The sequence below is a fragment of the Okibacterium fritillariae genome (genome assembly GCF_052783725.1).
This window is the reverse complement of the sequence record NZ_CP199917.1, coordinates 433,200-459,897: the sequence shown is the minus strand read 5'-3', so window position 1 is coordinate 459,897 and position 26,698 is coordinate 433,200. Positions and strand designations below refer to the sequence as shown.

Annotated in this window: 22 protein-coding genes; 12 read left to right on the top strand and 10 right to left on the bottom strand. The window is 68.5% G+C overall.

The annotated features are described in order from the left end of the window. Positions 1-19 precede the first annotated feature (19 nt). Positions 20-565, bottom strand: a complete 546-nt coding sequence (locus tag ACUWEX_RS02175) for a hypothetical protein (protein WP_445996975.1) — start codon at positions 563-565, stop codon at positions 20-22. Positions 566-771: 206 nt separating this feature from the next. Here ACUWEX_RS02175 and ACUWEX_RS02170 point away from each other — a divergent pair, with 206 nt between their 5' ends. Next, a complete protein-coding gene (locus ACUWEX_RS02170; protein WP_079726638.1) occupies positions 772-1,749 on the top strand; it encodes an aldo/keto reductase in 978 nt (325 codons plus the stop codon). Between the two features lie 154 nt (positions 1,750-1,903). Then, positions 1,904-3,397: an MFS transporter gene (locus tag ACUWEX_RS02165; protein WP_234990940.1), complete on the top strand. Its 1,494-nt coding sequence runs from the start codon at positions 1,904-1,906 to the stop codon at positions 3,395-3,397. A 191-nt stretch (positions 3,398-3,588) separates the two neighbouring features. Here ACUWEX_RS02165 and ACUWEX_RS02160 read toward each other — a convergent pair whose 3' ends face one another. Beyond that, entirely contained in the window at positions 3,589-4,368 is a 780-nt protein-coding gene (locus ACUWEX_RS02160) for an HNH endonuclease family protein (protein WP_079726636.1), read from the bottom strand. Between the two features lie 198 nt (positions 4,369-4,566). Between ACUWEX_RS02160 and ACUWEX_RS02155 the strand changes: the two genes are divergently transcribed. Genes ACUWEX_RS02155 through ACUWEX_RS02145 form a run of 3 tightly spaced genes read left to right on the top strand, consistent with a single transcriptional unit; the run spans position 4,567 to position 7,439 of the window. Then, positions 4,567-4,866: a hypothetical protein gene (locus tag ACUWEX_RS02155; RefSeq protein WP_445996974.1), complete on the top strand. Its 300-nt coding sequence runs from the start codon at positions 4,567-4,569 to the stop codon at positions 4,864-4,866. A gap of 7 nt (positions 4,867-4,873) precedes the next feature. Further along, a complete protein-coding gene (locus tag ACUWEX_RS02150; RefSeq protein WP_445996973.1) occupies positions 4,874-6,859 on the top strand; it encodes an alpha/beta hydrolase in 1,986 nt (661 codons plus the stop codon). Next, the gene (locus ACUWEX_RS02145; RefSeq protein ID WP_143785292.1) at positions 6,846-7,439 is read left to right on the top strand and encodes a hypothetical protein; all 594 of its coding nucleotides are present in this window, start codon (positions 6,846-6,848) and stop codon (positions 7,437-7,439) included. The genes ACUWEX_RS02150 and ACUWEX_RS02145 overlap by 14 nt, the downstream gene beginning before the upstream one ends. A 32-nt stretch (positions 7,440-7,471) precedes the next feature. Here ACUWEX_RS02145 and ACUWEX_RS02140 read toward each other — a convergent pair whose 3' ends face one another. Together ACUWEX_RS02140 and ACUWEX_RS02135 are read right to left on the bottom strand one after the other, a co-directional pair. Continuing rightward, on the bottom strand, positions 7,472-8,743 hold the full coding sequence (locus ACUWEX_RS02140) for an amidohydrolase (protein WP_079726632.1): 1,272 nt from the start codon (positions 8,741-8,743) through the stop codon (positions 7,472-7,474). 56 nt (positions 8,744-8,799) lie between these two features. Continuing rightward, positions 8,800-9,879, bottom strand: coding sequence for a LacI family DNA-binding transcriptional regulator (locus ACUWEX_RS02135; protein WP_079726631.1), 1,080 nt, complete (start codon positions 9,877-9,879; stop codon positions 8,800-8,802). A 70-nt stretch (positions 9,880-9,949) separates the two neighbouring features. Between ACUWEX_RS02135 and ACUWEX_RS02130 the strand changes: the two genes are divergently transcribed. The 6 genes from ACUWEX_RS02130 (at position 9,950) to ACUWEX_RS02105 (ending at position 16,244) form a co-directional block, all read left to right on the top strand. Further along, on the top strand, positions 9,950-11,197 hold the full coding sequence (locus ACUWEX_RS02130) for an MFS transporter (protein WP_079726630.1): 1,248 nt from the start codon (positions 9,950-9,952) through the stop codon (positions 11,195-11,197). Positions 11,198-11,348: 151 nt separating this feature from the next. Beyond that, positions 11,349-13,292, top strand: coding sequence for an LPXTG cell wall anchor domain-containing protein (locus tag ACUWEX_RS02125; protein ID WP_445996972.1), 1,944 nt, complete (start codon positions 11,349-11,351; stop codon positions 13,290-13,292). A gap of 180 nt (positions 13,293-13,472) precedes the next feature. After that, complete coding sequence (nucS, locus tag ACUWEX_RS02120) at positions 13,473-14,168, top strand: endonuclease NucS (RefSeq protein WP_445996971.1); 696 nt, start codon at positions 13,473-13,475, stop codon at positions 14,166-14,168. A gap of 98 nt (positions 14,169-14,266) precedes the next feature. Beyond that, positions 14,267-14,956: an HAD hydrolase-like protein gene (locus ACUWEX_RS02115; RefSeq protein ID WP_445996970.1), complete on the top strand. Its 690-nt coding sequence runs from the start codon at positions 14,267-14,269 to the stop codon at positions 14,954-14,956. Between the two features lie 48 nt (positions 14,957-15,004). Beyond that, the gene (locus tag ACUWEX_RS02110; protein WP_445996969.1) at positions 15,005-15,556 is read left to right on the top strand and encodes a cysteine hydrolase family protein; all 552 of its coding nucleotides are present in this window, start codon (positions 15,005-15,007) and stop codon (positions 15,554-15,556) included. A gap of 16 nt (positions 15,557-15,572) precedes the next feature. Next, positions 15,573-16,244, top strand: coding sequence for an SIMPL domain-containing protein (locus ACUWEX_RS02105; protein WP_079726626.1), 672 nt, complete (start codon positions 15,573-15,575; stop codon positions 16,242-16,244). Positions 16,245-16,312: 68 nt separating this feature from the next. Here ACUWEX_RS02105 and ACUWEX_RS02100 read toward each other — a convergent pair whose 3' ends face one another. From ACUWEX_RS02100 to ACUWEX_RS02085, 4 genes are all read right to left on the bottom strand, one after another. Beyond that, the gene (locus ACUWEX_RS02100) at positions 16,313-16,873 is read right to left on the bottom strand and encodes a DUF1990 family protein (RefSeq protein WP_445996968.1); all 561 of its coding nucleotides are present in this window, start codon (positions 16,871-16,873) and stop codon (positions 16,313-16,315) included. A 38-nt stretch (positions 16,874-16,911) separates the two neighbouring features. Continuing rightward, positions 16,912-17,763, bottom strand: coding sequence for a siderophore-interacting protein (locus ACUWEX_RS02095; protein WP_445996967.1), 852 nt, complete (start codon positions 17,761-17,763; stop codon positions 16,912-16,914). Positions 17,764-18,002: 239 nt separating this feature from the next. Next, the gene (locus tag ACUWEX_RS02090) at positions 18,003-20,765 is read right to left on the bottom strand and encodes an amidase (RefSeq protein WP_445996966.1); all 2,763 of its coding nucleotides are present in this window, start codon (positions 20,763-20,765) and stop codon (positions 18,003-18,005) included. 113 nt (positions 20,766-20,878) lie between these two features. After that, positions 20,879-21,487: a TetR/AcrR family transcriptional regulator gene (locus ACUWEX_RS02085; protein ID WP_079726622.1), complete on the bottom strand. Its 609-nt coding sequence runs from the start codon at positions 21,485-21,487 to the stop codon at positions 20,879-20,881. 76 nt (positions 21,488-21,563) lie between these two features. Here ACUWEX_RS02085 and ACUWEX_RS02080 point away from each other — a divergent pair, with 76 nt between their 5' ends. Then, positions 21,564-24,068, top strand: a complete 2,505-nt coding sequence (locus tag ACUWEX_RS02080; RefSeq protein WP_445996965.1) for an MMPL family transporter — start codon at positions 21,564-21,566, stop codon at positions 24,066-24,068. Between the two features lie 65 nt (positions 24,069-24,133). On the opposite strand, the gene ACUWEX_RS02075 is transcribed toward ACUWEX_RS02080, so the two are convergent. Both ACUWEX_RS02075 and ACUWEX_RS02070 read right to left on the bottom strand, forming a co-directional pair. Then, positions 24,134-25,138 (bottom strand): zinc-dependent alcohol dehydrogenase, encoded by a 1,005-nt coding sequence (locus tag ACUWEX_RS02075; protein ID WP_445996964.1) that lies wholly within the window; start codon positions 25,136-25,138, stop codon positions 24,134-24,136. Between the two features lie 61 nt (positions 25,139-25,199). Next, positions 25,200-26,546 (bottom strand): MFS transporter, encoded by a 1,347-nt coding sequence (locus ACUWEX_RS02070; protein ID WP_445996963.1) that lies wholly within the window; start codon positions 26,544-26,546, stop codon positions 25,200-25,202. Positions 26,547-26,698 lie beyond the last annotated feature (152 nt).

Below are 26,698 nucleotides of genomic sequence, written 5' to 3'. Positions count from 1 at the left end.
CGGTCGGTGCCGGGGTCGGTTAGGAGCCGACGCCCTCGCGGAGCGCGTAGGCCCAGTCGGCTCCGTCGCTCTTCGTCGACGTCTCGATCTTCAGGCCTTCGCTCGAGGTCGTGACCTGGATCGGCACGATGGTCTCGTCGCAGGTCACGTCTTGCCGCGCGACCTCGGCGTCGTTGCTCGAGACGACGAACGTCACGGGGCCGCCGTCGCGGCAGACCGCGTTCACGGTGTATGAGCCCGGGGCCTGGCTGGTGTAGGTGTCGGAGTTGGAGCTTGCTTCCTCGAATCGGCCCTGCGAACCGGCGACCATCCCCTCGCCGTCGTCGTAATCGAGCACATCCTCTGCCCATTCGAGGATCGCACCGTTGGCCTCGCTGTCACCCTCCTCGTCGTCGGGGGTGTTCGTCGAGGCGTTGCCGTTGGTCGAGGGCGCGGTGGCCGCGGCCGACGGGGTGTCGTTGCCGGCGAAGTCGGTATTGCCCGTGGCGCAGCCGGTGAGCGCAAGCGTCAGGATCGCGGCCGAGGCGAGCGTGGGGGCACAGAGTCGGTTCTTGAGCTTGTCCATGCCTCCACGCTAGCGAGGGTGCCGGGCTGCGGAACCCCCTTCTGCGCGGCCCGTGGGAGTGTTATACGACACCCCTCGTGCGGGGGACGTGCGGCGCGGCATCCCGAGCTCTTCGGCCGTTTCGTTCGACGGCGGTGCCCCGTTTCATGATGGAATGGCCCCGTCGCCTCACCCCTTCGCCCCACCTCGCTCGACTAGGAGAAGACATGGACTACGTTCGCCTCGGCAGCAGCGGACTGCGGGTTTCGGCCATCACGCTCGGATGCATGAGCTACGGCGCGTCGGCGCAGGGCGCGCACGCGTGGACGCTGAGCGAAGACGAGAGTCGCCCCTTCATCCGCCGCGCCCTCGAGCTCGGCATCACCACGTTCGACACGGCCGACGTCTACTCGGCGGGCACGAGCGAGGAGTACGTGGGGCGTGCCCTGGCCGACTACGCCACGCGCGAAGAGATCGTGCTCGCCACCAAGGTGCACGGGCGCATGCGGCACGATCCCAACGGCGCCGGCCTGTCGCGCGGGCACATCATGTCGTCCATCGACGACAGCCTGCGACGCCTCGGCACCGATTACGTCGACCTCTACCAGATCCACCGCTGGGACCCGGAGACGCCCATTGAAGAGACCATGGAGGCGCTGCACGACGTCGTCAAGGCCGGCAAGGCGCGCTACATCGGGGCGTCGTCGATGTTCGCGTGGCAGTTCGCGAAGGCGCAGTACACGGCCGATCTGGGCGGCTGGACGCGCTTCGTCTCGATGCAGGACCAGTACAACCTCATCAACCGCGAAGAGGAGCGGGAAATGCATCCGTTCTGCCTCGATCAGGGGGTGGGCGTGCTGCCCTGGTCGCCGCTCGCGCGCGGCAAGCTCACGCGGGATTGGGACGACACGACCGATCGCAGCGAGACCGACACGTTCGGCCAGACCCTCTACACGCAGCGCGAAGAGGGCGACCGGGCCATCTCGGATGCCGTGGCCGCCGTCGCCGCCGAGCGCGGGATTCCTCGGGCCCAGGTGGCGCTCGCCTGGGTGCGTCAGCAGCCCGCCGTGACCTCGCCCATCGTGGGCGCAACCAAGATGAGCCACCTCGAGGATGCCGTCGCCTCCGTCTCGGTCACACTGACGGATGCCGAGCTCGCGCGCCTCGAGGAGCCCTACGTGGTGCGAGCCTCCGAGGGTTTCTGAGTTCTCTGCGAGGGGCTTACGCGAGCCCGCGCGGCTGATAAGATAGAAGATCTGCCCGACCGATCGGTCGGGGTGGTTGATGCCCGTGTTGTGACCGGAGTATCGATCTGGGGCTGAAAACCCCCAGCACCTGATCCGATCGAAGGGTATTTCTTTGTCTACACACACGTCTCCGTCCGCCTCGGCCACCGGCTCTGCCGCGGGTTCGCGCACGAGTTCTGGCTCCCGCCGCTGGTGGGTGCTGGTCGTCCTCGCGTTGACGCAGCTCATCGTCGTGCTCGACGGCACCATCGTCAACATCGCCCTGCCCGCCGCGCAGCAGGAGCTCGGGTTGACCGACACGCAGCGCCAATGGGTCATCACGGCCTATGCGCTGGCGTTCGGCGCCCTGCTGCTGCTCGGTGGGCGCATCGCCGATTACTGGGGGCGCAAGCGCACCTACCTCGTCGGCATGGTCGGTTTCGGCGCGGCATCCGCTTTCGGTGGTCTGGCTCAGTCGGGCACCGAGCTGATCATCGCGCGCGGCCTGCAGGGTGTCTTCGCGGCCCTCATGGCCCCCGCGGCCCTCGCCCTGCTGACCGTCACGTTCACGCACGGCCGTGACCGCAACACCGCGTTCGCCGTGTTCGGAACCGTCGCCGGTGCGGGTGCCGCGGTCGGCCTCGTGCTGGGTGGCGTGCTCACCGAGTTCGCCGACTGGCGCTGGTGCCTGCTCGTCAACGTGCCGTTCGTGCTCGTGGGCCTCGTCGCCGGCATGATCCTCGTCACCGAGAGCAAGGCCGAGGGCGACAACAAGTACGACCTGTGGGGCGCCCTCACGGTTGCACTCGGCCTGGGTTCGCTCGTCTACGGCTTCACGCGCGCCGAGGAGGGCTGGGGATCGGCCGAGACCATCGGCTTCCTGGCGCTCGGCGCGGGCCTGCTCGCGCTGTTCGTGTTCATCGAGTCGCGCGTGGCCCAGCCGCTGCTGCCCCTGCGCGTCGTCACCGACCGTGTGCGTGGCGGTGCGTTCCTGATCCAGATGATCGTCGGCAGCGTCATGATCGGCGCCATGCTCTACCTCACCTTCCACCTGCAGATCGTGCTCGGCTTCCCGCCCCTCGAGGCGGGTCTGGCCACGCTGCCCATGACGCTCGCCATCATGGTGACGGCGCCCATCGCCACCAAGCTGCTGCCCAAGATCGGCCCCCGCGTGCTGCTCATCGTCGGACCGCTCATCGCGGCCGTCGGCCTCGTCTACCTCAGCCGCATCACGCCCGACGGCTCCTACCTCGTGCAGGTCCTGCCCGCGCTGCTCATCCTGGGTGTCGGCATGGCCATGCTGTTCGTCCCCATCCAGAACCTGGCGCTGTCGGGGGTCGCCCCGCACGACGCGGGTGCCGCCTCGGCCACGGCCAACGCGGCCATGCAGATCGGCGGCTCGATCGGGCTGTCGGTCTTCACCACGGTGTACGCCGGCGCGGTCGCGGGGGTCGAGGTCGTCGACAAGGCGTCGCAGTTCACGGCGTTCACGACGGGCTATTCGGCCGCGTTTATCGCGACGGCCGTGGCGCTCGTGGTGGCGTCCATCCTGGCCGTTGTGTTCATCCGCGGCTCGAAAGAGAGCTTGCTGCCCACGGGTGACGAGAAGGCCGTGCACCTGGGCTAGACGCTCGTCGCTCTGTGCGGCGACGAGGGCGAGGCATTCCGAGAGGATGTCTCGCCCTCGTCGTTTCTCGGCGCCGTGGTCTCGCGGCGCGTGGTGTCGTGGCGCGTGGTGTCGTGGCGCGTGGTGTCGTGGCATCGTGGGGCCCCGACATCGTCCTCTCGCGACGGTCCGGTTTCGCGGCGCCGTGGTTCCTACGGGCAGGTGTCGAGGGCCGATTCGATGGCGGAGCGGTCGGCGCGGTCGACGCCGAGGTCGTATTCCGCCAGGACGACGGTGAAGCGCGCCACATATTCACAGGCGAATTCGCGGCGGGGCGGCATCCATTCGGCGGGACCCGAATCGGATTTCGACGTGTTCGTCGGGCCGTCGACCGCCAAGAGGTTGTCGAAGTCGTTGGCGAACCGCTCGCGCTGGTCGGCCGGCCAGGCGAAGGCACCGTGCCGCCAGGCCCATGACAGCGGCACGACGTGGTCGATCTGCACGTCGGCGCTCGTCTGCTCGCCCTTCACGAATCGGATGCTGTCGCCGCCGTAGAGGTCGTTCAACACGCCCGACGCGACCACGCAGTTCTGGGTGCCCGGCTGCACGACGAAAGTGGTCAGATCGCGCCGCAGCACGTCGTTGCGTTGGTCGCAGCCGTTGCGATCGAGGTCGGCCCAGCGCTGCCCGAACAGGTCGCGGTCGTAGCGGGCGTCACCCGACGACCCATCGCTCGAGGGGATGCCGTCGAGCAGCGTCTGGGCGGCCTGCGCGTCGATGCGCTCGACGCCCTCGACCGTGACGACCAGCCCCGCGTCGCGCAAGCCCGTGTTCGAGGCCCCCGGCGAGAGGGGGTCGGAGGTATGGGAGAAGAGTTTCGGCCAGAGTGCGACCGCGGCGGCGAGCGCCAGCACGAGGATGAGGGCCGCGAGCGGAAAGCGTGTGCGGCGTCGGCGGGAGGGGGTTCGGGTGCGGGTGTAGCGGCTTGGCATGGGTGCTTTCACGCTACCTCACGGGCGGGACACGCCGAGGCGGGCGAACATTTTGAGACGCGATTTGCGCAGGGGGCGAACGCCTGCCGGACGCAGTTCCGGGTGCTTCCGGCGATGGGCGTCGATGCGACTGAGGTTCGCTCACATCCGCTGAAATACCGCCCCGCGGGCCGGCGCCCGTCCTGGCACAGTTTCCGCATGGACGGGATCACGATATCGGCGGGCGGGCTCGGGGCAGCGGCCACGACCGCGACCGGCGCTGCCTCTGACCTCGCGCTGACGCTGGCCGGTGACGGCGTCCTGGCCGTTGCGGCGTTCGGCGCATCTGGGGCCTTTGCGGCTCCTGCCGTAGCAGGCCGATACGCGTCGGCGCAGTCTCTGACCCGGGCCGCTGCCGACCTCTGCGCCACCGCAGCGACGGGCATTTGCGATGCCATCATCGCGGTCGAGTCCGGGTTCGCCGCGACCGATCGCGAGCTCGCCGAGGCTGCGCGGTGATGCGCTCATGACGACGGTTCCCGGTTTCGGTGCCAGCCCGAGCGATCCCTTCGGCGACCTCGACGACCCCGCGGCGGGCGACCCCGCGACCATCCGCGAGATCGCTGGGCTGCACCGTGCTTCCGCCGCGCGGTGGAATGCCAACGCCCACGCCTTCGCGGCAGCGGAGGTCTGGTTCGACGGCGACCAAGCCGAAGCCGTCGACGCGGTAGAAGCGCAGGCGACGCATCTCGCGCCGCCGCTTCAGACCCTGTCCGACTCGCACTCGTCCGCCGCGGCGGCGCTCGAGGTGTTCGCTGCGGCTATCGACGACATCGCGGGGCGGAGTGGTCGCCTGCGAGCCGATGTCGACTCCTCGCTGGCCGATATTGCGCGCACACGTGAGGCGCTCGGCGATCTGGGCGGCGGGCGCCTGCCCTACCTGACCGAACTCCACCCGTCTTCCAGTCTGTACGACTGGCCCGCCGGACCCCCACTTCTTCCGGCTTACCTGATCGATCAGGCCGTCAGAGATGGCACGCTGACCGCCGCCGATGTGACCGCCCTGCACGCGGGAGTCCGACGCTGGAGGGCCCTTCTCGGCACCATCGACACCTGCCGCGCTTCGTATGCGGCGCTGTCCGACACGCGCGCCTCGGCCAACGACGCATGCGCGGCCGCCCTCGAGAACACGCCCCTCAATGCTGCCGTGACGGCGGCCCGCGCAGGAGCCCCGCCCGTGAGCGAGGAGGCCGCCGTGGCATCCTGGCTGGCTCTGTCACCGACGCTGTTCACAGCCACCTACGCCACCGACCCGGATGCCGCCATTCGCGCGCTCGAGACTGCCACACCCGATGTCGTGGCGAGTATCTGGGCGACCCTTCCGGCAGCCTTCATCGCAGCGCTCATCTCGCGCAATCCGGCCGCCGTCGGCAACCTCGAGGGCGCCCGCTACCGCGACCGGAACACGGCCAATGTCGCTCGCCTGACCGGCGAACACGACGCCACCGTCCGGCAGATCGCTGAGCGTAGCGAGGTCGGCGGCGCCGCCCTGCTGAAGGAGCGTCTTAGGGTGCTCGACTACCTCATCGAGACGTACGGGGACGGCCGGGCGGCGCAGCGTCTACCCCCGGAGTTCCTCGTACGCCTCGATACGACACCACCGGGGGAACCCTACGTCGTCGTGACAATCGGCGACCCCGGGACGGCGTCCAACACGGGTACGGTCGTGTCGGGTATGGGCTCGGGGTCTGCCGACATCAAAACCTACCGGTCGAACTTCTCGAAAATCGTGAAGGATGCCGACGACTCCGCCGTGCTGCTGTCTTTCAATTACCGGACGCCCAGCGCCGACCTTTCCGTGCTGACGCCAAACTTCGCGATAGCGGGTGCTCCGCGGCTGGGGCGAGAATTGGACGGTTTGAGGGCCGTGCAGCGGGCCATCACGGGGTCTCGCTCTGTGCTCATCGGTCATTCCTATGGAGCAACGACGAGCGCGGCAGTCCTCGCCCAAGATTCGCACGGCGTCGATGCTTTCGCCGCCGTGGGTCCGGCGGGATTCCTTGCCGGAACGACCCTAAGCGAGCTGCATATTTCGCCCGACAACGTGTTCGTCGCCATCGCCAAGAAGGATCCCTGGGCCTCGCCGGGACAGACATGGTCGGGCCGCATCAACCCGACATTGGACGACTGGGGCGCCGTTCGGTTCGGAACCGAGGGCACCAGACTCGCCGATGGAACCACCCTCTTGTCCACAACCGGCCACGATTTCGTCGAGGGAAGCGCGCAGGAGGGCAGCCGCTCCTACACAGCACCTGGCACAGAGAGCGCACGGAATATCGCTCACATTCTTGCGGGCGATCCGGACCGCCTCACACCGGGATCGGCGACGTATCCGCACCCCCTCTGGGGAACCACACCAGACGTCATCGAACCTCCGATCAAGGACAAGGATCCGCAGCAGAGATTCTTGGCACCCGCCCAGGACCGGAGATTGCTGAATGATCCGAGCTAATACTTCGCGCGGTCTGAGTCTGAGCGCCGCACTGCTGGCAACCGTGGTGATCGGGGTCTGCGCCGTGATTGCCACCGCATGCTCACAGACGCCCTTCGTCGATGAGCCCGACGCGCACCGCGGTGTCAGTGAGACGTCACTCTCACCGTTGGAAAGCAAAATCTTGGTACAGAACGAACTTCGAGATACGACAAACCTCATTGGTGGCGAGTGGGAACTCCAACTTGCAGGCATCTCATACCCCTGCACGACGGCGCGGGGCAACGAAGGGGCTTACTATTCGGCGCTGATGCGTTTCGTCGGCACTCCTTCGACAACTCATCTCACCGATATCGCAGACTCTGTCGCAGCGCGGTGGAAGAGCCTCGGCTACAGCATCGAGCGCGCAGCCTACTCAGACGATATGCGCATTGTGATGGGGCGGAACACAGGAGGGGGCAGGCTGTCTTTCGACATGGACCCCTGGGAAATCCTTCTCATGAACGACGGCCCCTGCGTCCCCACGGATTACGACAAACTGGCCAGTGAGGATGAACGGGAACTGGAACGCACGAGCACTCCTGATCCGCTCGACCCATGAGTTCGGTGGTCACGCTAGGCCAGGTTCGGCCGTCACACCCCCGGCAGCGCCCGCTCGTCGAGCCACTCGAGTGCGGCGGTGGCAAGGGCCGCGACACCCACCGTGAGGGTGGGCTCGATGACGGGGGCGAAGAGGGGCGAATGGTTGGAGGGCAGGGCGTCGAGGCGGCCCGTCGCATAGGCGGCCTGGAACGCTTCGAGTTCGGCTCCGCCGAGCAACCAGTAGACGAGCGGCACACCCGCCTCGGTGGCGAGCATTCCGACATCCTCGCTGCCCGTGACGACACCCGGGTCGATGACCTGCTCGTCGCCGAACACGCGGGCGAAGGCGGTGCGCGTGCGGGCCGAGGCATCCGGGTCGTTGACCAGCACGGGGAACGACTCGGTGGCCACGATCTCGGGCTCGCGCGGCGAACCGGACGCCTGCGCCTCGGCGTGCACGATGCGCGTCATCGACTCGATCACCCGATCGCGCGTGACCGTGTCATAGCTCCGCACGTTGACCCCGAGGATGGCGTGGTCGGCGATGATGTTGTTCTTCGTGCCGGCGTGCAGGGTGCCGACCGTGAGGACGGCCGTCTCGGTACCCGCGATCTCTCTCGACACCACCGTCTGCAGGCGCATGACCGTGGCGGCGGCAAGCACGACCGGGTCGACCGTCAGTTCGGGGCGCGAACCGTGGCCTCCCCGGCCGTGCAACGTGATCTCGAAGGCATCCGTCGCGGCGAAGGCCGGGCCGGGGTGCAGGCCGATCAGGCCGGCGCCGAGCGGGGCGACGTGCTGGCCGAGCACCACATCGGGGCGCGGAACCTTCTCGAACAGCGCGTCGTCGATCATGGCCTGCGCTCCCCCGCCGCCCTCCTCGGCCGGCTGGAAAAGCGCGATCAGGGTGCCGGACCAGTCGTCGCGGCATCCGACGAGCAGCTCTGCGGCACCCAGCAATGCGGTCACGTGCACGTCGTGGCCGCACGCGTGCATGACGGGCACATCGGCGCCCGAGGCATCCGTGGCCCGGTCGGTGGACGCGTAGTCGAGGCCCGTGCGCTCCTCGACCGGCAGGGCATCCATATCGGCACGCAGCAGCACCGTGGGCCCATCGCCGTTGGACAGCACACCCACGACGCCCGTCTGGCCGATGCCCTCGGTGACCTCGAAGCCCAGATCCATGAGCGTGCGGGCGGCGAGCCCGGCCGTGCGGAACTCCTGGAAGGCGAGCTCGGGATGCTTGTGCAGATCGCGGTAGGTGGGCGCCAGCTCGGCGGCGATGCGTGCCGCCTCCGGCAGGACCGTTTCAGGGTTCGACATCGAATTCCTCTCGCGTGTGGGCTGCTCTCGCTACGGCGTCTCGCTAGGGCGTCTCGCTATGACTTCTCGCTGCGGTGCTCACCGTGCGGCGCGGCGACCGTTCCGCCCGGGTGCAGGCGCACCGGGAAGTTGGCTTCGTCGGCGGCTTCTCCGGCGAGCATACTGCGCAGGATGCGGCCCGCCGCAACCCCTTTGGGCCGGGAGGGCTGCACGACGGTGCTGAGGTCGTGGCCCAGACCCTCGACCCGGATGCCGTCGAAACCGATCACGCTGAGATCGCCCGGCACGCTGAGCCCGAGCTCCTCGGCCGCGCCGATCACGCCGGCCGCGAGCAGGTCGCTCTGCGCCAGGATGGCCGTGGGTCGTTCGTCGGCGGGGACGTCGAGCAGCGCCATCCCCCCGCGGTGCCCTTCTTCGATGCGCGAGCCGCGGGTGGCCCACGTGCGGATGCCGGGGTAGATCTCGTCGGCGCCGATCCAGCGTTCGCGCGTGCTCTGCACCGTGACGAGCGAGCGCCACTCGTTGGCGCCAACGAACCCGCGTTCGCCGCCGCGGGTGGTCTGCAGGGCGACCTGCGCCACGCGCGTGTGGCCGAGCGAGCGCACGTATTCGGCGGCCATGCGCTCGCCGTCGCGGTTGTCGACGTTGACGGCCACGAAACCGGGTGCCTCGACCCCCTCGATCGAGACGACGGGGATGCCCCGGCGGCCGAGCGCCTCGATCATGCTGGGCGACGAGTCGCTGCAGCCCATGAGCACGACCGCGTCGACAGGGGCCTGGGCGACCGACTCCTCGCCGTCACCCGTGTCGGGGATGAGGAGCAGGCTCGCGCCGATGGTGGTGAGTTCGTCGGCGAGCCCGTCGAGCGTCTGGATCAGCACGGGGTCGAGGAATGAGATGCGGATGCTGTCGGGGATGACGGCCGCGATGATGCCGCTGCGCCCGCGGCGCAGTGATCGGGCGCGCGGGTCGGGGCCGGCGTAGCCCAAGTCTCGGGCCGCCTGCAGCACTTTGTCGCGCGTGGTGTCAGAGACGGGGCCCGTGCCGCTGAACGCGAGCGACGCGGTCGACGGCGAAACTCCCGCTCGCTGAGCGACGGCGGCGAGGGTGGGTCGCGCCCGTGATTCCGGCTCCATGGTCTGCTAGCTTAGTGCACTGTCGAATCGATTCGATTGCGACGGATCCGCCACTCAGATACGAGAAAAGATGTCAGAGCAGACACCCCTGAAAGCCCGACCGCGCCGCGAACTCTCGGCGTGGAGGAACGCGATCTTCGTGGTCTTCGCGCTCAGCGGCCTGAGCGTGTCGACGTGGGTTGCCCGCCTGCCCGCCATCCGCGACGGCCTCGGCCTCTCGACCGGTGAGATCGGCCTGCTCATCCTCGGCATGTCGGCCGGTTCCATCGTCGGTCTGATCGCCGCGCAGCTGATCATGGGCCGCTTCGGGCCCCGCCGCGGCATGGTGTTCTCGCTCGTCACGGTCTCGGTCGGTCTGGCGCTCATCGGGTCGGGGGCCGTGCTGTTCGAAGCGCCCGCGGTCGTGCTCGTCGGCCTCATCTTCTTCGGTTTCGGCAACGGCGCGGTCGACGTGATGATGAACGTCGAGGGCGCGGCCGCCGAGAAGGAGATCGGCAAAACCGTTCTGCCCCTCATGCACGCCAGCTTCAGCCTGGGCACGGTGATCGGCGCCGGTATCGGTGCGGCGATGGCGGCGCTCGGCGTCTCGGTGCTGTGGCACACGCTCGGCATGGCGGCGCTCATCGCCGTGGTGATCGTGTTCACGGTGCGCTACGTGCCGGTGAGCGACGAGCTGGGCGACGGGGGCGGGGCGGATGCGGGGGCTGCGACATCCATGAATCGCCCCTCTCTCGGCGAGCGCCTGCGTGCTGGCCTGGCGGTGTGGAAGGACGGGCGCCTCATCATGATCGGCATCATCATGCTGGGCATGGCTTTTGCCGAGGGAAGCGCGAACGACTGGCTGACCCTGGCCGTGGTCGACGGCTATGACACGACCAACGCGACGGGGGCACTGGTGTTCAGCGTTTTCGTGGTGGCCATGACGGTGGGTCGCGTGGTGGGCGGTCCGCTCATCGACCGGTTCGGGCGCGTTCCCGTGCTGCGGGTGTCGGCGCTCAGCGCGGTTGTCGGGCTGGCGCTCTTCATCCTCAGCCCCGTGCTGTGGGTGGCGGTCGTCGGCACGGTGTTGTGGGGCTTGGGCTCGGCGCTCGGGTTCCCGGTGGGCATGTCGGCGGCGGCGGATGACTCGCGCAACGCCGCGGCCCGCGTGAGTGCCGTCGCCATGATCGGCTATTTCGCGTTCCTCGTGGGGCCGCCCGTGATCGGACTCCTGGGCGAGCACATCGGGCTGCTGAACGCGCTCTTCCTGGTGCTCGGTCTCGTCGTCATGGCGGGTCTCGCATCGCCCGCCGCGCGCGAGCAGCAGCCTCGCCGGTAGGTGAGCGGGGGCGTTCTCCACAGGCGGGTTTCGCGCGGTCTTTCCACCGTTCGCGCGATCGCCCGCCGCCGCTTGCCCGTTCGTCGTTGGATGGCCTGACAGACGACATCACCCGGATGTCGCACCAGTCCGTCTCGAAAGCGAGCAGCACATGCCCACCAATCACCCGGTCACCACTCTCAGCCGACAACCCGCGTCGCAGCCCCTTCTTCGGCCTCCCGCATCCGAGACCTTCCGCGGCGAGCCCTACCCTCCGCGGCGTTTCAAACGCGGCAGGCGCGTGGTCGGATGCCTGGGGCTCGCCGCCCTGGCCACAACAGCGGGTGCCACTCCGGCCACCGCCGCGCAGAGCTTCTCCGCATCGGCCTGGGCGGGCGCCACGAAGATGGCGACGCCCACGACCCTGACCGAAACGCTCCCCGGGGTGCTCGTTCAGGGCGGGATGACGAATCGCCTGAAGACGACTCTTTTCGCCTACACCAAACCTGGCGATACGGTGCGCGCCGCCTTCCGCCGCAGCTCACTCCCTCAGGATTCGTGGGCACCGTCGACGATCAAGCTCATCTCGCCCTCCGGAGTCGTCACCGATGAGTTGACCGTCGATGAACGCACGACGCTGACCACCATCGTCGGTTCGGAACGGGTGTCGACCGAGGACGGCGTGTGGTCGATCGTCGTCGAAGATCGCCCACCCGCGGGAGAAGTGCGCGGAGCGAATCTCGTGTGGGAGGTCAGCGTTACCCGGAGCGGCGCCCCGTTGCCCGGGAGAGTATTCACAGAATCGCTGGGGGTGCACACGGGCCCGCCCGCCGACATCGACCTGTACGCGCTGACCCGCACGGGCGGACTGTACCGGCAACTGCTCCGCGCCTATGACGGCATCGACTCGACACTTCAGGTCTCGAACAAGGGCAACACTAGGCTCGGTGACCCAGAATGCTCGCCGACGTATCGCTCCGTCCCCATGCCGACATCCCCCGAGGCGGGCGGCATCGGCCGCACGTTCCGACAACCTTCTGATGCCTCAGACTGCTCCGGCCTCGAGCGCTACCGGCTCTTCTTCGAGGCACCCGCGCCAGATCTCCCTGCAATCACCCCGAGGTGGGCGGATGGTCGCACCTCCGACACCTGGCTCGGTGCGCGCTATTCGCCGCCGCAGGTTACCGGCCTGACATTCTCACGTCGAGCGTCCGGAGCGAACGCCGGCGTCCTCACCGGAACGCTGCCCACGCAACCCGGCACGGTCGACCTCCAGATCGATACTGACGGCGATGGCCAATTCGACGGATCGGCCGACGTTAGGCTCAGCCGGACGGTCCCGCGGACGGGGACATTCTCGGTCGACTGGGACGGGAAGGACGGCGCGGGCGCGCCGACTCCAACGACCAAACCGGTGTCCATGCGCGCCACGCTGTCGCGTACCAATGAAGCTCACTTCTTGCGGATCGACGCCGAGCGCTCGATCGGAGGGATCGAGATCGAACGATTGACCGGGGGAACGACGGCACCACGAGCCGTACATTTCGACGATTCGCTGTTCGCCGACAGCTCAGCAGCTCGACACTCACGATCCACGCCGGCGGTCTCACCCCCGAGCGGCTTGGATTCGCTCGGCGGACTGCACCGGTGGGCTCCCGACGACACCGCTGCCGGCCGCAACCCCAATATGAACGACGGGTCGACCGGGTCGTGGGGCGACCTGCGCTCGATCGACGACTGGGCATTCGGAGCTGACCGCGCGAGCGCCAACCTCGTGCTCGCCGCCGACATCCCGACACCCGCACCTACTCCGGCGCCCACCACGACGGCCACACCCACTCCGACGTCGCCGCCGCCGACCACGACTCCCTCTCCAACGCCGACACCCGCATCGGCCTTGACGCCCGCCCCCACGCCCACCTCAGGCCACCCGGGAACACCCCGAACACCGCTTCGCAGCGACAGCTCATCACTCGCCAGCACCGGATCTGAGTCCGTAGCGATCGGAATCGGAGCGGCCGGAGCCGTGGCCCTCGGTGCAGCGGCCTATCTTCTGAGGCGACGCAATCGCCGGGCCTCGTCCGACGACGCGACTCCGCCGGCGCCGACCTCATAGCGGCCAACGTAACGCGCCCACGTCGGCGCCAGACGAGTGCACCTCGGCTAGGTCACGCGGGATGCGAAACCGTCGCGGGGTCGGTGGGGAGACCCCCTCGACCCCGCGACGGGCTCAGCCGGCAGGCCGAGACGGTGTCGACGCGGCCAGTGCGCGGTCGGCATCGGCTACTCTCGATGGGTGCGACTGGTTATTGCGAAATGCTCCGTGGACTACGCCGGCCGGCTCTCGGCCCACCTGCCTCTGGCAACCCGGTTGCTCATGTTGAAGAGCGACGGAAGCGTCCTCATCCACTCCGACGGCGGCAGCTACAAACCGCTCAACTGGATGAGCCCGCCGTGCACCCTCAGCGTCGCCGAACCGGAGCCCGAACAGGCCGAGGCCGGCATCACGCAGGTGTGGAAGGTGACGCACGCCAAGACAGCAGACCTGCTCGTCGTGTCCATCTACGACGTGCTGCACGACTCCGCGCACGACCTGGGCGTCGACCCCGGGTTGCAGAAAGACGGCGTCGAAGCGCACCTGCAGAAGCTGCTCGCCGAACAGATCGAGTTGCTGGGCGAGGGGCACACGCTCGTGCGCCGCGAATACATGACCGCCATCGGGCCCGTCGACATCCTGGCCCGAGACGCCGCCGGCAAGTCGGTGGCCGTCGAACTGAAGCGACGCGGCGACATCGACGGCGTCGAGCAACTCACCCGCTACCTCGAACTCATGAACCGCGACCCGCACCTCGCCCCCGTCACGGGCGTCTTCGCGGCGCAGGAGATCAAACCGCAGGCGCGCACCCTGGCCGAAGACCGAGGCATCCGCTGCCTCGTGCTCGACTACGACGCCATGCGCGGCATCGACGACGGCCACAGCCGCCTGTTCTAGCGGAACATCGGCCGAGGGCACGTCGAGCGTGCGAGCCCGGTGATCACGCTCTCACCGTTCTCCGGCGCGGCGGCGACCGTTCACCGAAGCGGGCTAGCATGGAGGACGTGACAATCGAATCCCCGGTCCTGACCCGAAACTGGACATGCATCCTGTTCGACCTCGACGGCACCATCGTCGACTCCGCACCCGGCATCACCGGACGGCTCGCCAGCACGCTCACTGAGCTCGGCTTGCCCGTGCCCAGCCAGGACGAGCTGCTGCGCTACGTGGGCCCGCCCATCCTCGACTCCTTCCGCGACTTCGCCGGTCTCGACGCCGAGCAATCGCAAGAGGCCCTCACCATCTACCGGCGCCAGGTCGCCGAAGTCGGTGCCGCCCACGACAGCGCCATCTTCCCCGGCATCAGCGGGTTGCTCACCAGCCTGAAGAACGCCGGCATCCCCCTGGCCCTCGCCACCAGCAAACCCGAATCGCAAGCCCTCGTGATCCTCGAACACTACGGACTCACCGACAAATTCGACGTCATCACCGGCGCCAGCGAAGACGAAGTGCGCAGCGCCAAAGCCGACGTCGTCGCCGAAGCCGTGCGCCGCCTCACCGACAAAGGCATCGACCTCAGCCAAACCATCATGGTCGGCGACCGACACCACGACGTCACCGGGGCCGCCGCCCACGGCATCCCCACCGTGCTCGTCGAATGGGGCTACGGCTCACCCGCCGAAGCCGACGGCGCCATCGCCGTCGTCCACTCCGTCGACGCCCTGCGCCAACTGCTGCTCGGCTGACACGCCGAAGCACTACCCCCGGCACCGGCACAAAGGGAGAATGAGCGCATGACCGCAACCGCGCCCTCGACCACCGCCCTGCTCGTCATCGACCTGCAAAACGACGTGCTGCCCGGATGCTTCGACACCAAACGCGTCCTGCGCAACACGCGCACCCTCATCGACCGGGCGCGCGCCGAAGGAACCCCGGTCGTGTTCGTGCAACACGAAGACGAAGGCATGCCCCGCGGCAGCCACGAATGGCAATTTGACCCCGCCATCGAACCGCTCGACGGCGAACCCCGCGTCTACAAGACCTACCGGGACTCCTTCGCCGACACCGAACTCACCACCATCCTCGACCAACTCGGCACCGAACGGCTCGTCATCACCGGCGCGCAAACCGACTACTGCGTCATCACCACCACGCTCAGCGCCACCGGCCGCGGCTACGACACCGTGCTCGTCAGCGACGCCCATACCACGAGCGACAGCGACTACAACGGCGTCGTCACCACCGGCGAACAGATCGTCGCCCACACCAACCAGACCATCGGGAGCCTGCGCCAACCCGGCGTCACCGTCGGCATCGCCACCCACGACGCCGTCGCCCTGCGCTAACGGCTAACATCGCCGCATGACCGAAACGATCATCACCGTCGAGGGTGTTTTCGAACACCACCACCCCGCCGAACGCGGAACCGTGAAAATGCGCGTCGGCTTTCAAGGCCCCGACCAAGCCGCCGTCGTCGCCCGCACCACCGAACTGCACGCGCGGCTGAGCGGTGACATCCGCGGCCTCCACGACGGCGCGAACGGCCCCGTCACCTGGTGGTCGACCGACCGCCTGCGCGTCTGGAACGAACGGCCCTGGAACAACGAAGGCAAACAACTGCCCCTCGTACACCACGCCACCATCGGCTTCGACGTGAAATTCAGCGACCTCGGGCGTCTCGCCAGCTGGGTCGAAGCCGTGTCACCCCTCGACGGCGTCACCGTGACGAGCATCGAATGGGCGCTCACCGTGATCACCAAGAAGCGGCTCACCGACGAAGCCCGCGAGCGGGCCGTGCGCAACGCGGTCGAAAAGGCGAACGCCTACGCATCCAGCCTCGGGTTCACCACCGTCAGGCCCACGGCCCTCGCCGAACCGGGGATGCTGGGCGACCAGACGCAGCCATCATCCGGCGTCACCGCCGCGCCCCTCATGCGCGCCGCCGCCGCCACCTCGAACGCGCCCAGCCTCGAACTGAAACCCGAAGACATCGTCGTCGCGGCGCGCGTGCACGCCCGGTTCGCTGCGTCCTGAGCTCGAGACACCGACGCGGCCGACAGCGCGGCCAAAAACGTTCGTGACAGCCAGCCAGCCATCGGACGTCAGTCCGACGCGGGCAGCAGGCCGTCGAGGGCGCGCAGGTTCTTGCGCAGCAGGATGTGCAGGCCGAGCGCGCCGAACGGGCCCGCCGCACGCATCCACCAGGCGGCCGGTTTCCACACCACGCGGATGTCGAGAAAAACCCGGCCGTCATCGTCGAGACGGACGAGGTAGCTCTCCCAGCCGCTCTGCGGGTGACCCTCGAGCGCTCCGTGGCCGAAACCGCCGATGCCGGGCTCATCGATGACGCCGAAGACGCGGCAGGCCACACGCGGTCGGAACGGGCCGAACGGGATGCCCCACACCGACTCGGCATCGTCGGTCACCGCATCCGGCACCTCGATCGCGACGAAACCCGAGCCGTAATGCACCTGCCAGTGCAGCACGAGACCGACGGCGGCCTCGAAGACGGCAGGGCCTCGCCCGATCTCGCGGCTGCGCACGGTCTCGCGGTAGCCGGTCGGCACCACACCCGCGAAGGTGGGAAACCCCGGGAAGTTGTAGGCGCGGGAAACGGCGCGGTCGTCACCGCTCACGGCATCGCCGGACTGACTGCGCGACATCGATCGCCTCCCTGCGACCATTCCACCACGCGCCACCGTCACCGGGGCGTCGGCGCGGCATCCTCGTCGAAGATCACACCGACGGGTTCGCGTTTCTCGGCCTGGAACCGGTCCTCGGTGCGGCCGTAAGCCCAGTAGCCCGAGAGCGACAGATCCGCCCGCGGCACCTCGTGGGCCGCGAACACGCGCCGCAGGCCCTTCATGGCCTCACGCTCACCGTGCGCGAAGACGCTGACACGACCGGCCGGCCAGTCGAGCGCGGCGACGGCGTCGACGAGGGCGGTCGACTCACCGGCCGGCACTCCCCCGCGCAGCAGCCAGTGCAGCTCGATGCCGTGGGGCGCCGTGAGGGGCAGGATGTCGCGATCGGTGTCGACCTCGATGAACGCGTGGCCCACAGCATCCGCGGGCATGGCCTCGAGCACGGCGCTGATGGCGGGAATGGCGGAGTCGTCGCCCGCGAGCAGGTGCCACTCGGCCGTGGCGTCGGGGTTGAACAGGCCGCCCGGTCCCGCGAAGACGAGCGTGTCACCGGGCTGGGCCGCCGCGGCCCAGGGGCCCGCGAGACCGGCGTCGCCGTGCACCACGAAGTCGATGGCCAGCTCGCGAGCCGCCTGGTCGACCCAGCGCACGGTGTAGGTGCGGGTGACCGGGCGGTCGTCGGGCGCGAGCGAGGTGCGCAGCTCGGCGAGATCGTAGGGCGGCTCGAGGCCCAGCTCGGGTTTGACGAAGACGATCTTCACGTACTTGTCGGCGAACCCGTTGTCGACGAAATCGTCGAAGTTCTCGCCACCCAGGATGACGCGCACGAGGTGCGGCGACACCCACTCGCTGCGCTGCACCTGCAGCACGCATTGCGGTTTGGGCGGGCGCGGGGAAGCAATTGTCATAGGTTCATTGTCTCGCAGAAGTTAGGGCGGCCTTACATGCGAGAAGGGGACGGGCTGGTGAGCCCGTCCCCTTCTCGGAGCCCTAGCGCAGTGCGGCCGTCAGGCCGACGCGGATGATCGAACAACACACGCATCGAACATCGCGAATGGTCGCTTGGCCGGCGGAATCCTCCAGCGTGCGCGGCCGTCCCATGGAAGCGGTCGCGGCAGCAGGTGCCGGCGCGACCGCCCCATTGCGGCTACTCCGACGCGGTGCGGCGTCGGCGACGGATGAACGTCGCCGCGGCCCCCGCGAACATGAGCGCGAACGCGGCGACGAACCACGGCCCGATCTCGCTACCCGTCGTGGACAGCGAACCCGAGGCGCCGGGCTTCGGCGTCGAGCCGGCATCGGCCGGAATGTTCGGGATGGGCACGGCCGTCGCGCTCGGCTGCGGCTCGACGGGCGGCACGGTCGGGTCCACGGGAGGCGTGGTCGGGTCGACCGGCGGCACCGGCGGCTCAGTCGGCTCGACCGGAACGGAGGGATCGAGAGCCAGGGCCGGCGCCAGGGTCGTGAGAACCTGAGCTTTCGTCTGCTGCTCGAGCGCGTAACCCATGCCGAGCACCGACGCGTCGCTCCACGAGGGACCGACGAGCTGCATCGACATCGAGTAACCGTGCGGGTTGAGGCCAACGGGCACGACCACGGTCGGCAGGCCGACGGTGGAAGTGAGGACGCCCGTGGCGCGGTCCGACGACAGCTGCGAGCTCGAGGCGTCGTTGTTGAACACGTCGCTGATGAAGCCCGGGTAGACCACCGCATCGACGCCCTGCTCAGCCATCCACGCATCGATGATGCGCTTGTAGTTGGTGCGGTAATCGATGTAGGCCTGCACGTTCTCGGGCGTCATGCGCGGCGCGGTCGAGAGCGAACGCTGGTTGTAGGGCAGAACCTTCGGCGACGCGAGCAGCGCGTTGCCGTCGGCGTAGGGGAAGCCCGTCTGCTCCTCGATGTAGAGCGCCCATCCCTCCTGCGACACGTTGCGGGCGGGGTTCGAGCCACCCGACGGCGGCGCGGGCATCTCGACGACCGTGGCACCCGCGGCGCGCAGGTCGGCGAGGTGCGCGAGGGCCGCCTCACCGGTTCCGTCGTCGGCGTAGGACGACACGAACGACGTGGGCAGGTAGCCGATGCGCTTGCCCTGCAGGGCCTGCGTGCTGAGCGCGGTCTTCCAGTCCGCGGGTTTGCGCGCGTCGGCCTGGGCCGTGAGCATGTCGAACGGGTCGGTTCCCGTCGTGGCGTTCAGCAGCACGGCGAGGTCGCTGACGGTGCGGGCGATGGGGCCTGCGTAGTCCTGACCCCACGTGAGCGGCATGACGCCGCGGGTCGAGGCCATGCCGTCGGTTCCGCGGAACGTCGTGAGGCTCGAACCCGTGGTGGGCGCGTAGAGCGAGACACCGGTCTGGGTGCCCATGGCGCCCGCGGCCATGCTGGTGGCGACGGCGACGGCCGAACCACCCGACGACCCGAAGGATGTCTTCGAGCCGTAGAGACCGTTCCACACCTGGCCCCAGCCGGACTCGCTGAAGCTGCCCGAGTTGGCGAACTCCGAGAGGTTGGTCTTGCCGATGAGCACGGCGCCGGCGGCGCGCAGCTTCTCCACCTGGAACGCGTCGCTGTCGGGCTGCCAGCCCTCGAGGGCGCGGGTTCCGCCCGTGGTGGGCTGGTCTTTGGTGTCGTAGAGGTCTTTCAGGGCGATGGGGATGCCGAGCAGGTCACCGGTCGTGCCGGCGACTCGTGCGGCATCCGCTGCCTTCGCCTGGTCGAGCGCGTCGGCGGCCACGTGCAGGAACGCGTTGAAGCCGAACTGCCCGTCGTCGTAGACGTTGATGCGGTCGAGGTAGGCCTGCACGATGGCGACGGATGTGGTGCGACCCGCCGTCATATCGGCCTGCATCTCGGTGATCGTCTTGTTGACGACGTCATAGCGCGACGTGGTGGTGGGCGTCGCGGCGGCGGGCGAGGCGGGCACGTCGAGCTTCGTCGAGGGTGCGCACGCGGCGGCGTCGAAGCCCTGGATGGTGGTGAGGTCCCAGTTGCTGACCGTGCAGATCTCGGCGGGCGTGAGGCCCGCGAAGTTCGGCGTGGTGGCGAGCGTCTGCAGCGTGGTGGTGGCCGCGGCCTGGGATGTCGCGGCATCCGGCCCGGCCGCGCCGACGTGCACGAAGCGCGCCAACGAACGGGTCTCGCCGGGCTTCACGGTGAGCGTGTTGATGAAGCCGTAGAAGTTGGCCTCGTTGCCCGAGGTGGCCATCGGGTTGGTGAACGGGCTGCGCTGCTGGTTGCCGGTGCGGTTCAGGGCACCAGCGAACGGGGCGGGGCTGCCGAGCACGACGCCGACGGGGCGCTGGGTGGCCTGCGTGTTGGCGACGAGCGCCCACGAGTCGGTCGGGGCGACCGTGGTGTCGCCGTCGGCCGTCGCCCGCACGAGACCCTGGTTGGTCGTGGTGCCGTAGCCGAGCGAACCGCCGAACGAGACATCCACCGTGACCGGCGCGGTCGTCGTGTTGGTAAAGGTGTCGAAGTAGCGCGCCGTGCTGTCGGCATTGCCCATGGTGATGTCACGCGTGATGTCGATGCCGCCGAGGTCGACCGACTGCGTGGTGTCGTAGGCGGCGCCGTCGGCCGTGGCGGTGAGCCCGAAGCCGCGCATCATCTCGCCGTTGAAGCGAGGGTTCGAGGCACCCGTCACCTTCACGAAGATGTTGCCGAAGCCGTCGACGCGCGACTGACTGACGGTGCGGATGCTTCCCGTGTCGAGTCCGGGAGGGGCGGCGTCGTGGATCTGCCACACCGCACCGTTGGCGGCCGTGGTGCTCGAGACGGCCGTGGCGCCCGTCGCGGGGATGATGACACCGGCGGCGAGGATGCCGACGGCGAGGGTGGCGCCGGAGCGGCGGAGTGTTCGTCTCGAAGAGCGGGCAGGGGATAAGGGGGTGGAACGATCGTCGTGTGACATGCGTCCTTTTTCTGCAAGGGAATGTGCCCAGAGGTGGGCATTCCCCGCAATCTACGGGCGCCGTGTATCGATCGTGTTTCAGAGAAGTCTCTGTGTTATTTCATAGGAATGCGTCATTCGGATAGGTCGCCGTGACGAATTCCGTCATCGGCGAGGCGCGGCCCGAGCGCCACATCGACCAGGCGCGCGGCCACGTCGGCGTCGGCGGGGGCGCGCGTGAGGGTGCGGAAGATCACCGCTCCGAGCAGCGCCTCCCCCATCTGCTGAAGGGGCGCATCTGGCGGCAATTGCCCGACCGCGACCGCCTTGTCGAACCGCTCGACGAGGAAGGAGCTGGTGCCGAACGTGTCGCCGAGTCGCCCGCCGACGTCGTCGCTCTCGGCGCCGGCCGCGATGAGCGACCGCATGAGCGCCGGCCCACCCTTGCTCTCGAGCAGCACGAAGATCTTGTGCAGCCACGTGACCAGATCGGTGCGGATGTCGCCCGTATCGTCTGGCGCTATCCCCTCGGGCAGCAGCAAGCCTTCGAGCAGGCAGTCGGCCACGAGCGCACCCTTCGACGTCCACCAGCGGTAGATCGTCTGCTTGCCCACACCGGCCTCGTGCGCGATGCCCTCCATGGTGAGTTGCTCGTAGCCGCGGTCGGCGAAGAGTCGCGCGGTGGCCTGCAGGATGGCCACGCGCGCCGCCTCGCTGCGGGCCCGTCCGCGCTGATGTTCCATGCCGCCATGCTAGCGTTGTCACCAATACGAGACGGTGCGTATTGCAAATTTATCGGTTCCGAAAGGCACACTCCGCATGGCTGAACTCCTCTATCGCCTGGGCAAACTCTCGGCACGGCGTGCCTGGCTCGTCATCGCCGCCTGGGCCGTGATCTTCGCGCTCGCGGTGGGTGGTTACCTGATCGGCTCGAAGGGCCTGACGTCGAGCTTCGACATCCCGGGCACCGCATCGGGCGCCGTGACCGACGAGTTGCAGGAGAAGCTGCCCGACTTCGGCGGAGCATCAGGAACCGTCGTCTTCTCGACCGAGGACGGCAGCGCGCTCACCGACGAGCAGCGCGCGGGCATCAGCGCCCTCATCGCCGACTCGGGCGACCTCGAGGATGTCTCGGATGTGATCGACCCCTTCGACACCGAGCAGCAGCGCGCCAACCAGGCCCAGCAGCTCGTCGACGGACGCCAGCAGATCACCGACGGCGCCGCGCAACTCGACGCCGGCCAGACCCAGTTGGATGCCGGGGCCGCCCAGCTCGAGGCCGCCCAGACGCAGCTCGACCAGGCCCGCGCGCAGGCCGAGGCCGCCGGTTTCCCCACCGCCCAGATCGACGCACAGCAGCAGCAGCTCGACGCCTCGAAGGCGCAGCTCGACGCACAGCAGCAGACGCTCACGGATGGCCGCTCCGAACTCGCCACCCAGACGTCGAAGCTCGAACTCGGCGCACGCCTGCTCGACCTGGCCGACGGCATCCGATTCGTCTCGGAGGACGGCTCGACCGCCCTCGTCAACGTGGCATTCACCGAACCGCGCCTCGAGCTCTCGGAGGAGGCCAAGCAGGGCGTGATCACGCACTTCGAATCCGAGCCCATCGACGGCGTCGACGTGAGCTTCTCGACCGATATCGCGCAGGGCGTTCCTCAGATTTTCGGCGTGGGCGAGGTGATCGGCCTCGTCATCGCGGCCATCGTGCTGCTCGTGCTGCTCGGCTCGGTCATCGCCGCGGGCCTGCCGCTCGTGACCGCCATCGTGGGCGTCGGCATCGGCGTTCTGGCCACGCTGTCGTTCTCGGGCGTCGTGCAGATGGCCTCGGTCACCCCCGTTCTCGGCGTCATGCTGGGGCTCGCGGTGGGCATCGACTATTCGCTGTTCATCATCAACCGCCACCGCAAGCAGCTGCTGCAGGGCGCCGAGGTGCGCGAGTCGATCGGTCTCGCCAACGGCACGGCCGGCAACGCTGTGATCTTCGCCGGGGCGACCGTCATCGTCGCGCTCCTGGCGCTCAACGTGACGGGTGTTCCGTTCCTCGGCCTCATGGGCACCGCGGGCGCCGTGTGCGTGGCCGTGGCCGTGCTCATCGCCGTGACGCTCACGCCCGCGCTGCTGGGTCTCGTCGGCGAGCGCGTGCTGGCCAAGAAGCCCCGTGCCCGCGCCGCCCAGGCGCGCACCGGTTCGGGTGCCGCCCACCACGCGCGGGTCGAGAAACCCGTCAAGCCCATGTCGACCGTGCGTGCCGTGGTCACAGTCCTCGTGAGCATCGTGGCGCTGCTCGTCGTGGCCATCCCCTCGCTGTCGATGCGCGTGGGCCTGCCCGACGGCTCCTCCGAACCCGAAGATTCCGCGTCCTACCGCGCCTACACGCTCACGCAGGACGAGTTCGGCGCCGGCACCAACAGCACGCTGCTCGTCACCGCGCAGCTGCCGTCGGGCCTCGACGACGACCAGGTGCTCGAGAAGCAGGTGCTCGTCGCCGAGGAGATCGCCGACCAGGAGGATGTCGTCTCGGTCGCACCCATCGCCGTGTCGGACGACAACGAACTCGCGGCCTTCCAGGTCATCCCGGCCGAGGGCCCCAACAGCGTGTCGACCGAACAGCTCGTGCGCGACCTGCGCCTGCTGCCCGCCATCGACGGCGACATCCAGCTGGGCGTCGCGGGCCAGGCCGCTATCAACATCGATATCTCGGAGAGTCTGGCGGCCGTGCTGCCGCTCTACCTCGCGGTGGTCGTTGGCCTGTCGCTGCTCATCATGATCCTCGTGTTCCGCTCGCTGCTGGTGCCGCTGATCGCGACCGGCGGGTTCATCCTGTCGCTCTTCGCCACCTACGGCGCGGTCGTCGCGGTGTTCCAGTGGGGATGGTTCGCCGACGTCATCGGCCTGCACAGCACGGGCCCGATCCTGAGCTTCCTTCCGGTCATCCTGGTCGGAATCCTCTTCGGACTCGCCATGGACTACCAGTTGTTCCTGGCATCCGGCATGCGCGAGGCGTATGTGCACGGGGCGCCCGCACGGCTCGCCGTCATGCAGGGCTTCCGGGCGGGTCGCGCCGTCGTCACGGCCGCGGCGCTCATCATGGTGTCGGTGTTCGGCGGGTTCATCTTCTCCGAGGCCACCATCATCCGCTCGATCGGTTTCGGCCTGGCCTTCGGCGTGCTGCTCGACGCGTTCGTGGTGCGCATGCTGCTCATGCCGGCGCTCATGCACCTGCTGGGGCGATCGGCGTGGTGGATCCCACGCTGGCTCGACCGCATCCTGCCCAACGTGGATGTCGAGGGCGCGGCGCTCGAGCGTCGCCACCACGTCTAGCGGGGGCGACGCCCGGGCACGGGCTCGGGCACGTCACGCGGCCTGCGCCCTGCGCGCCCGACCGATCAGTTGACGATCTGCACCTTGATCTGGTCGGGTCGCGTGGCGGCGGCCATGGCCTCCGCGTAGTCCTCGATACCGAAGGTCGACGTGACGAGGCCCTCGAGCTCGCCCTGCAGGTCGACCATGCGCTCGGCCGATTCGCCGTACTTCTCGGCCAGCGAATTCGAGCCGATGATGCTGAGTTCTTTGGCGAAGACCTCATACGGCAGCAGGGGCACACTGGCCGTAGGCGCCGCGACCCCCATCTGCACGAGGCGTCCCCGCGGGCCGAGCACCGAGATCGCGTTCTCGATCGCCACGGGATGCCCGCTGGCGTCGAGCGCGAGGTCGAACACGTCCCGGTCGAGCTCGTCGACCGACGCGACGGCCTGCAGCGCACCGAGCTGGGCGGCAGCCTCGCGACGCGCCGGGTTGGGCTCCACCACTCGAATGCCTGTGGCCCCCTCGGCAATGCCGAGGATGACGGCCATGAGTCCGATCGAGCCGGCTCCGAAGATCACGAGCTCCTGGTCTTTCCAGTCGGGCACCCGCTCGAGGGCGTGCAGCACGCACGCGAAAGGTTCGATGAGTGGCGCCGCGCGGTGCGTGACGCGCTCGTCGAGGGGGAACGTGATGCGCGCGGGCACGGCCACGAACTCGGCCACCGAACCATCCACGGCCACGCCGACCGGCAGGATGTTGACGCACAGGTTCGTGGCGCCGCGCCGGCACCACGTGCAGATGCCGCAGGAGATGTTGGGGTTGACGCCCACGTAGTCGCCCTCGGCGAATGTCGAGACATCCGATCCCACGGCGGTGATGTAGCCGGCGAACTCGTGTCCGGGCACGACGGGGAAGCGCCCGTGCGGGTACTCCCCCGAGGCCAGGTGCAGGTCGGTTCCGCACACACCTGTTCCCACGGGAGCGATAACGACCTCGTCGGCCGCCGGGCGGGGTACGGGTAGTTCGCGGATGTCGATTCCACCCGTTCCGTCGAGGACGGCGGCACGCATTGTTCGATCGGTCATGTTTTCACTCCACAAAGGTGTTCGATAGGTGAGGGGCGTTGCGGGCCCGCGGCGGGAACCGTCAGCCCTGGGTCTTGGCCGAACCCGTCGCCGCGGCCGGGTCGCCCACGAAGGCCTGCAGGGTTCCGCCCTCTTCGACCACGCGCTGGGCCTCGTCGGGAACCTGGAGCCAGCGCACCGAGATGCCCGCGAGCACATACAGCACGGCGAAGATGATCGTGACGCCACCGGCGCCGAGAGGCGCGAGGAAGAGTGCAACGATACCGGGGCCGACGAACGTGGCCGCACCGGCGCCGAGGTTCAACACGGCGATCGAGTTGCCCTTCTGCGCGGGGGCCATGAGCGACATGAGCACCGAAATGGGCGTGAAACCGGCGAGCGTGATGCCGAAGAACGCGGCGCAGAGGGCCGAGACCCAGTACTGGTCGCCGACGTACTGCGGCAGGAAGTAGAAGGCGAGCACGGCCACGGCCGAACCGATGCAGCCGAACCACCGCAGGGTTCGGTGCCAGCCGAGGCGGTCGCTCAACACACCGAAGAACAGGTTGGCGAAGATATTCGAGGCGCCGAGGATGAAGACGAGCTGCAGCCATCCGGAGGTGCCGAAGCCCAGGTCGACCGCGAAGATCGTCGGAAAGAAGACGAAGAGGCCGAATTGCGGCGCCGTGTTGATGACGCGCACGAGGCAGCCGAGCCCCACGCGGGGGTTGGTGAAGGCGATGGCCACGCTGTCGATGAGGCTGCGACCCGTCGTGATGTGCGGAGCCGCCTGACGGCCGCCACCCTGCGCGTTGCGCAACCCGACGAGGGCGAAAATGCCACCGAGGACGACGAGCGAGAGGGCCACCCAGAAGGTCCAATAGGGGCCGATGAACGGCACGGTGCCGCTGGCGACGAGCGAGCCGAGCGTGGGGAGACCGCCCGTGAAGGCGAAGTAGAACCATCCGACCGCGCTGCCGAGGCGGTTGGCCGGGCTGGCACCCAGCACCCACACGAGGAAACCGTAGGCGAAGAGGGGGTAGGCGACGCCGCGCAGGCCGTAGATCACGAGCATGAGCGTGAAGTTCTCGGTGGGCAGGGCCACGGCGAGGAAGAGCACCTGCAGCACGGCCCACAGCGTGAGGCCGATGATCATGACCCGGCGCGGGCCCCACACATCGGAGAGGGCGCCGGACAACCAGGAACCGAGCGTGACCATGAGGCCGTAGACCGTGATGATGACGGCGGCGTTGGTCTCGCCGCCCGCGCCGTTGTCCGCGAGGAACGGGGCGATGTAGCCCGATTCGACCCCGTCGCCGATCATGAACAGCAGCAGGCCGACGAAACCCCAGACGAGGGGTTTCGGAATTCCGATCTTTTCGATGAACCCCTGGGCCTTCGAGCCGTCGGAGTGGATACTCGTCGTCACTGACATTGATTTTCCCTCGTGTCACGCAGCGCAGCGCTGCGAATACTTGTCGCGAGCCGGGCGGGGCGCCCGTTCTCTCTCACGGTCGTGGCGGCCCGAGTGGTGCCCGGTGGGTCAGCGACCTTGCTGATCGTTCGATCTTGTACGTACAG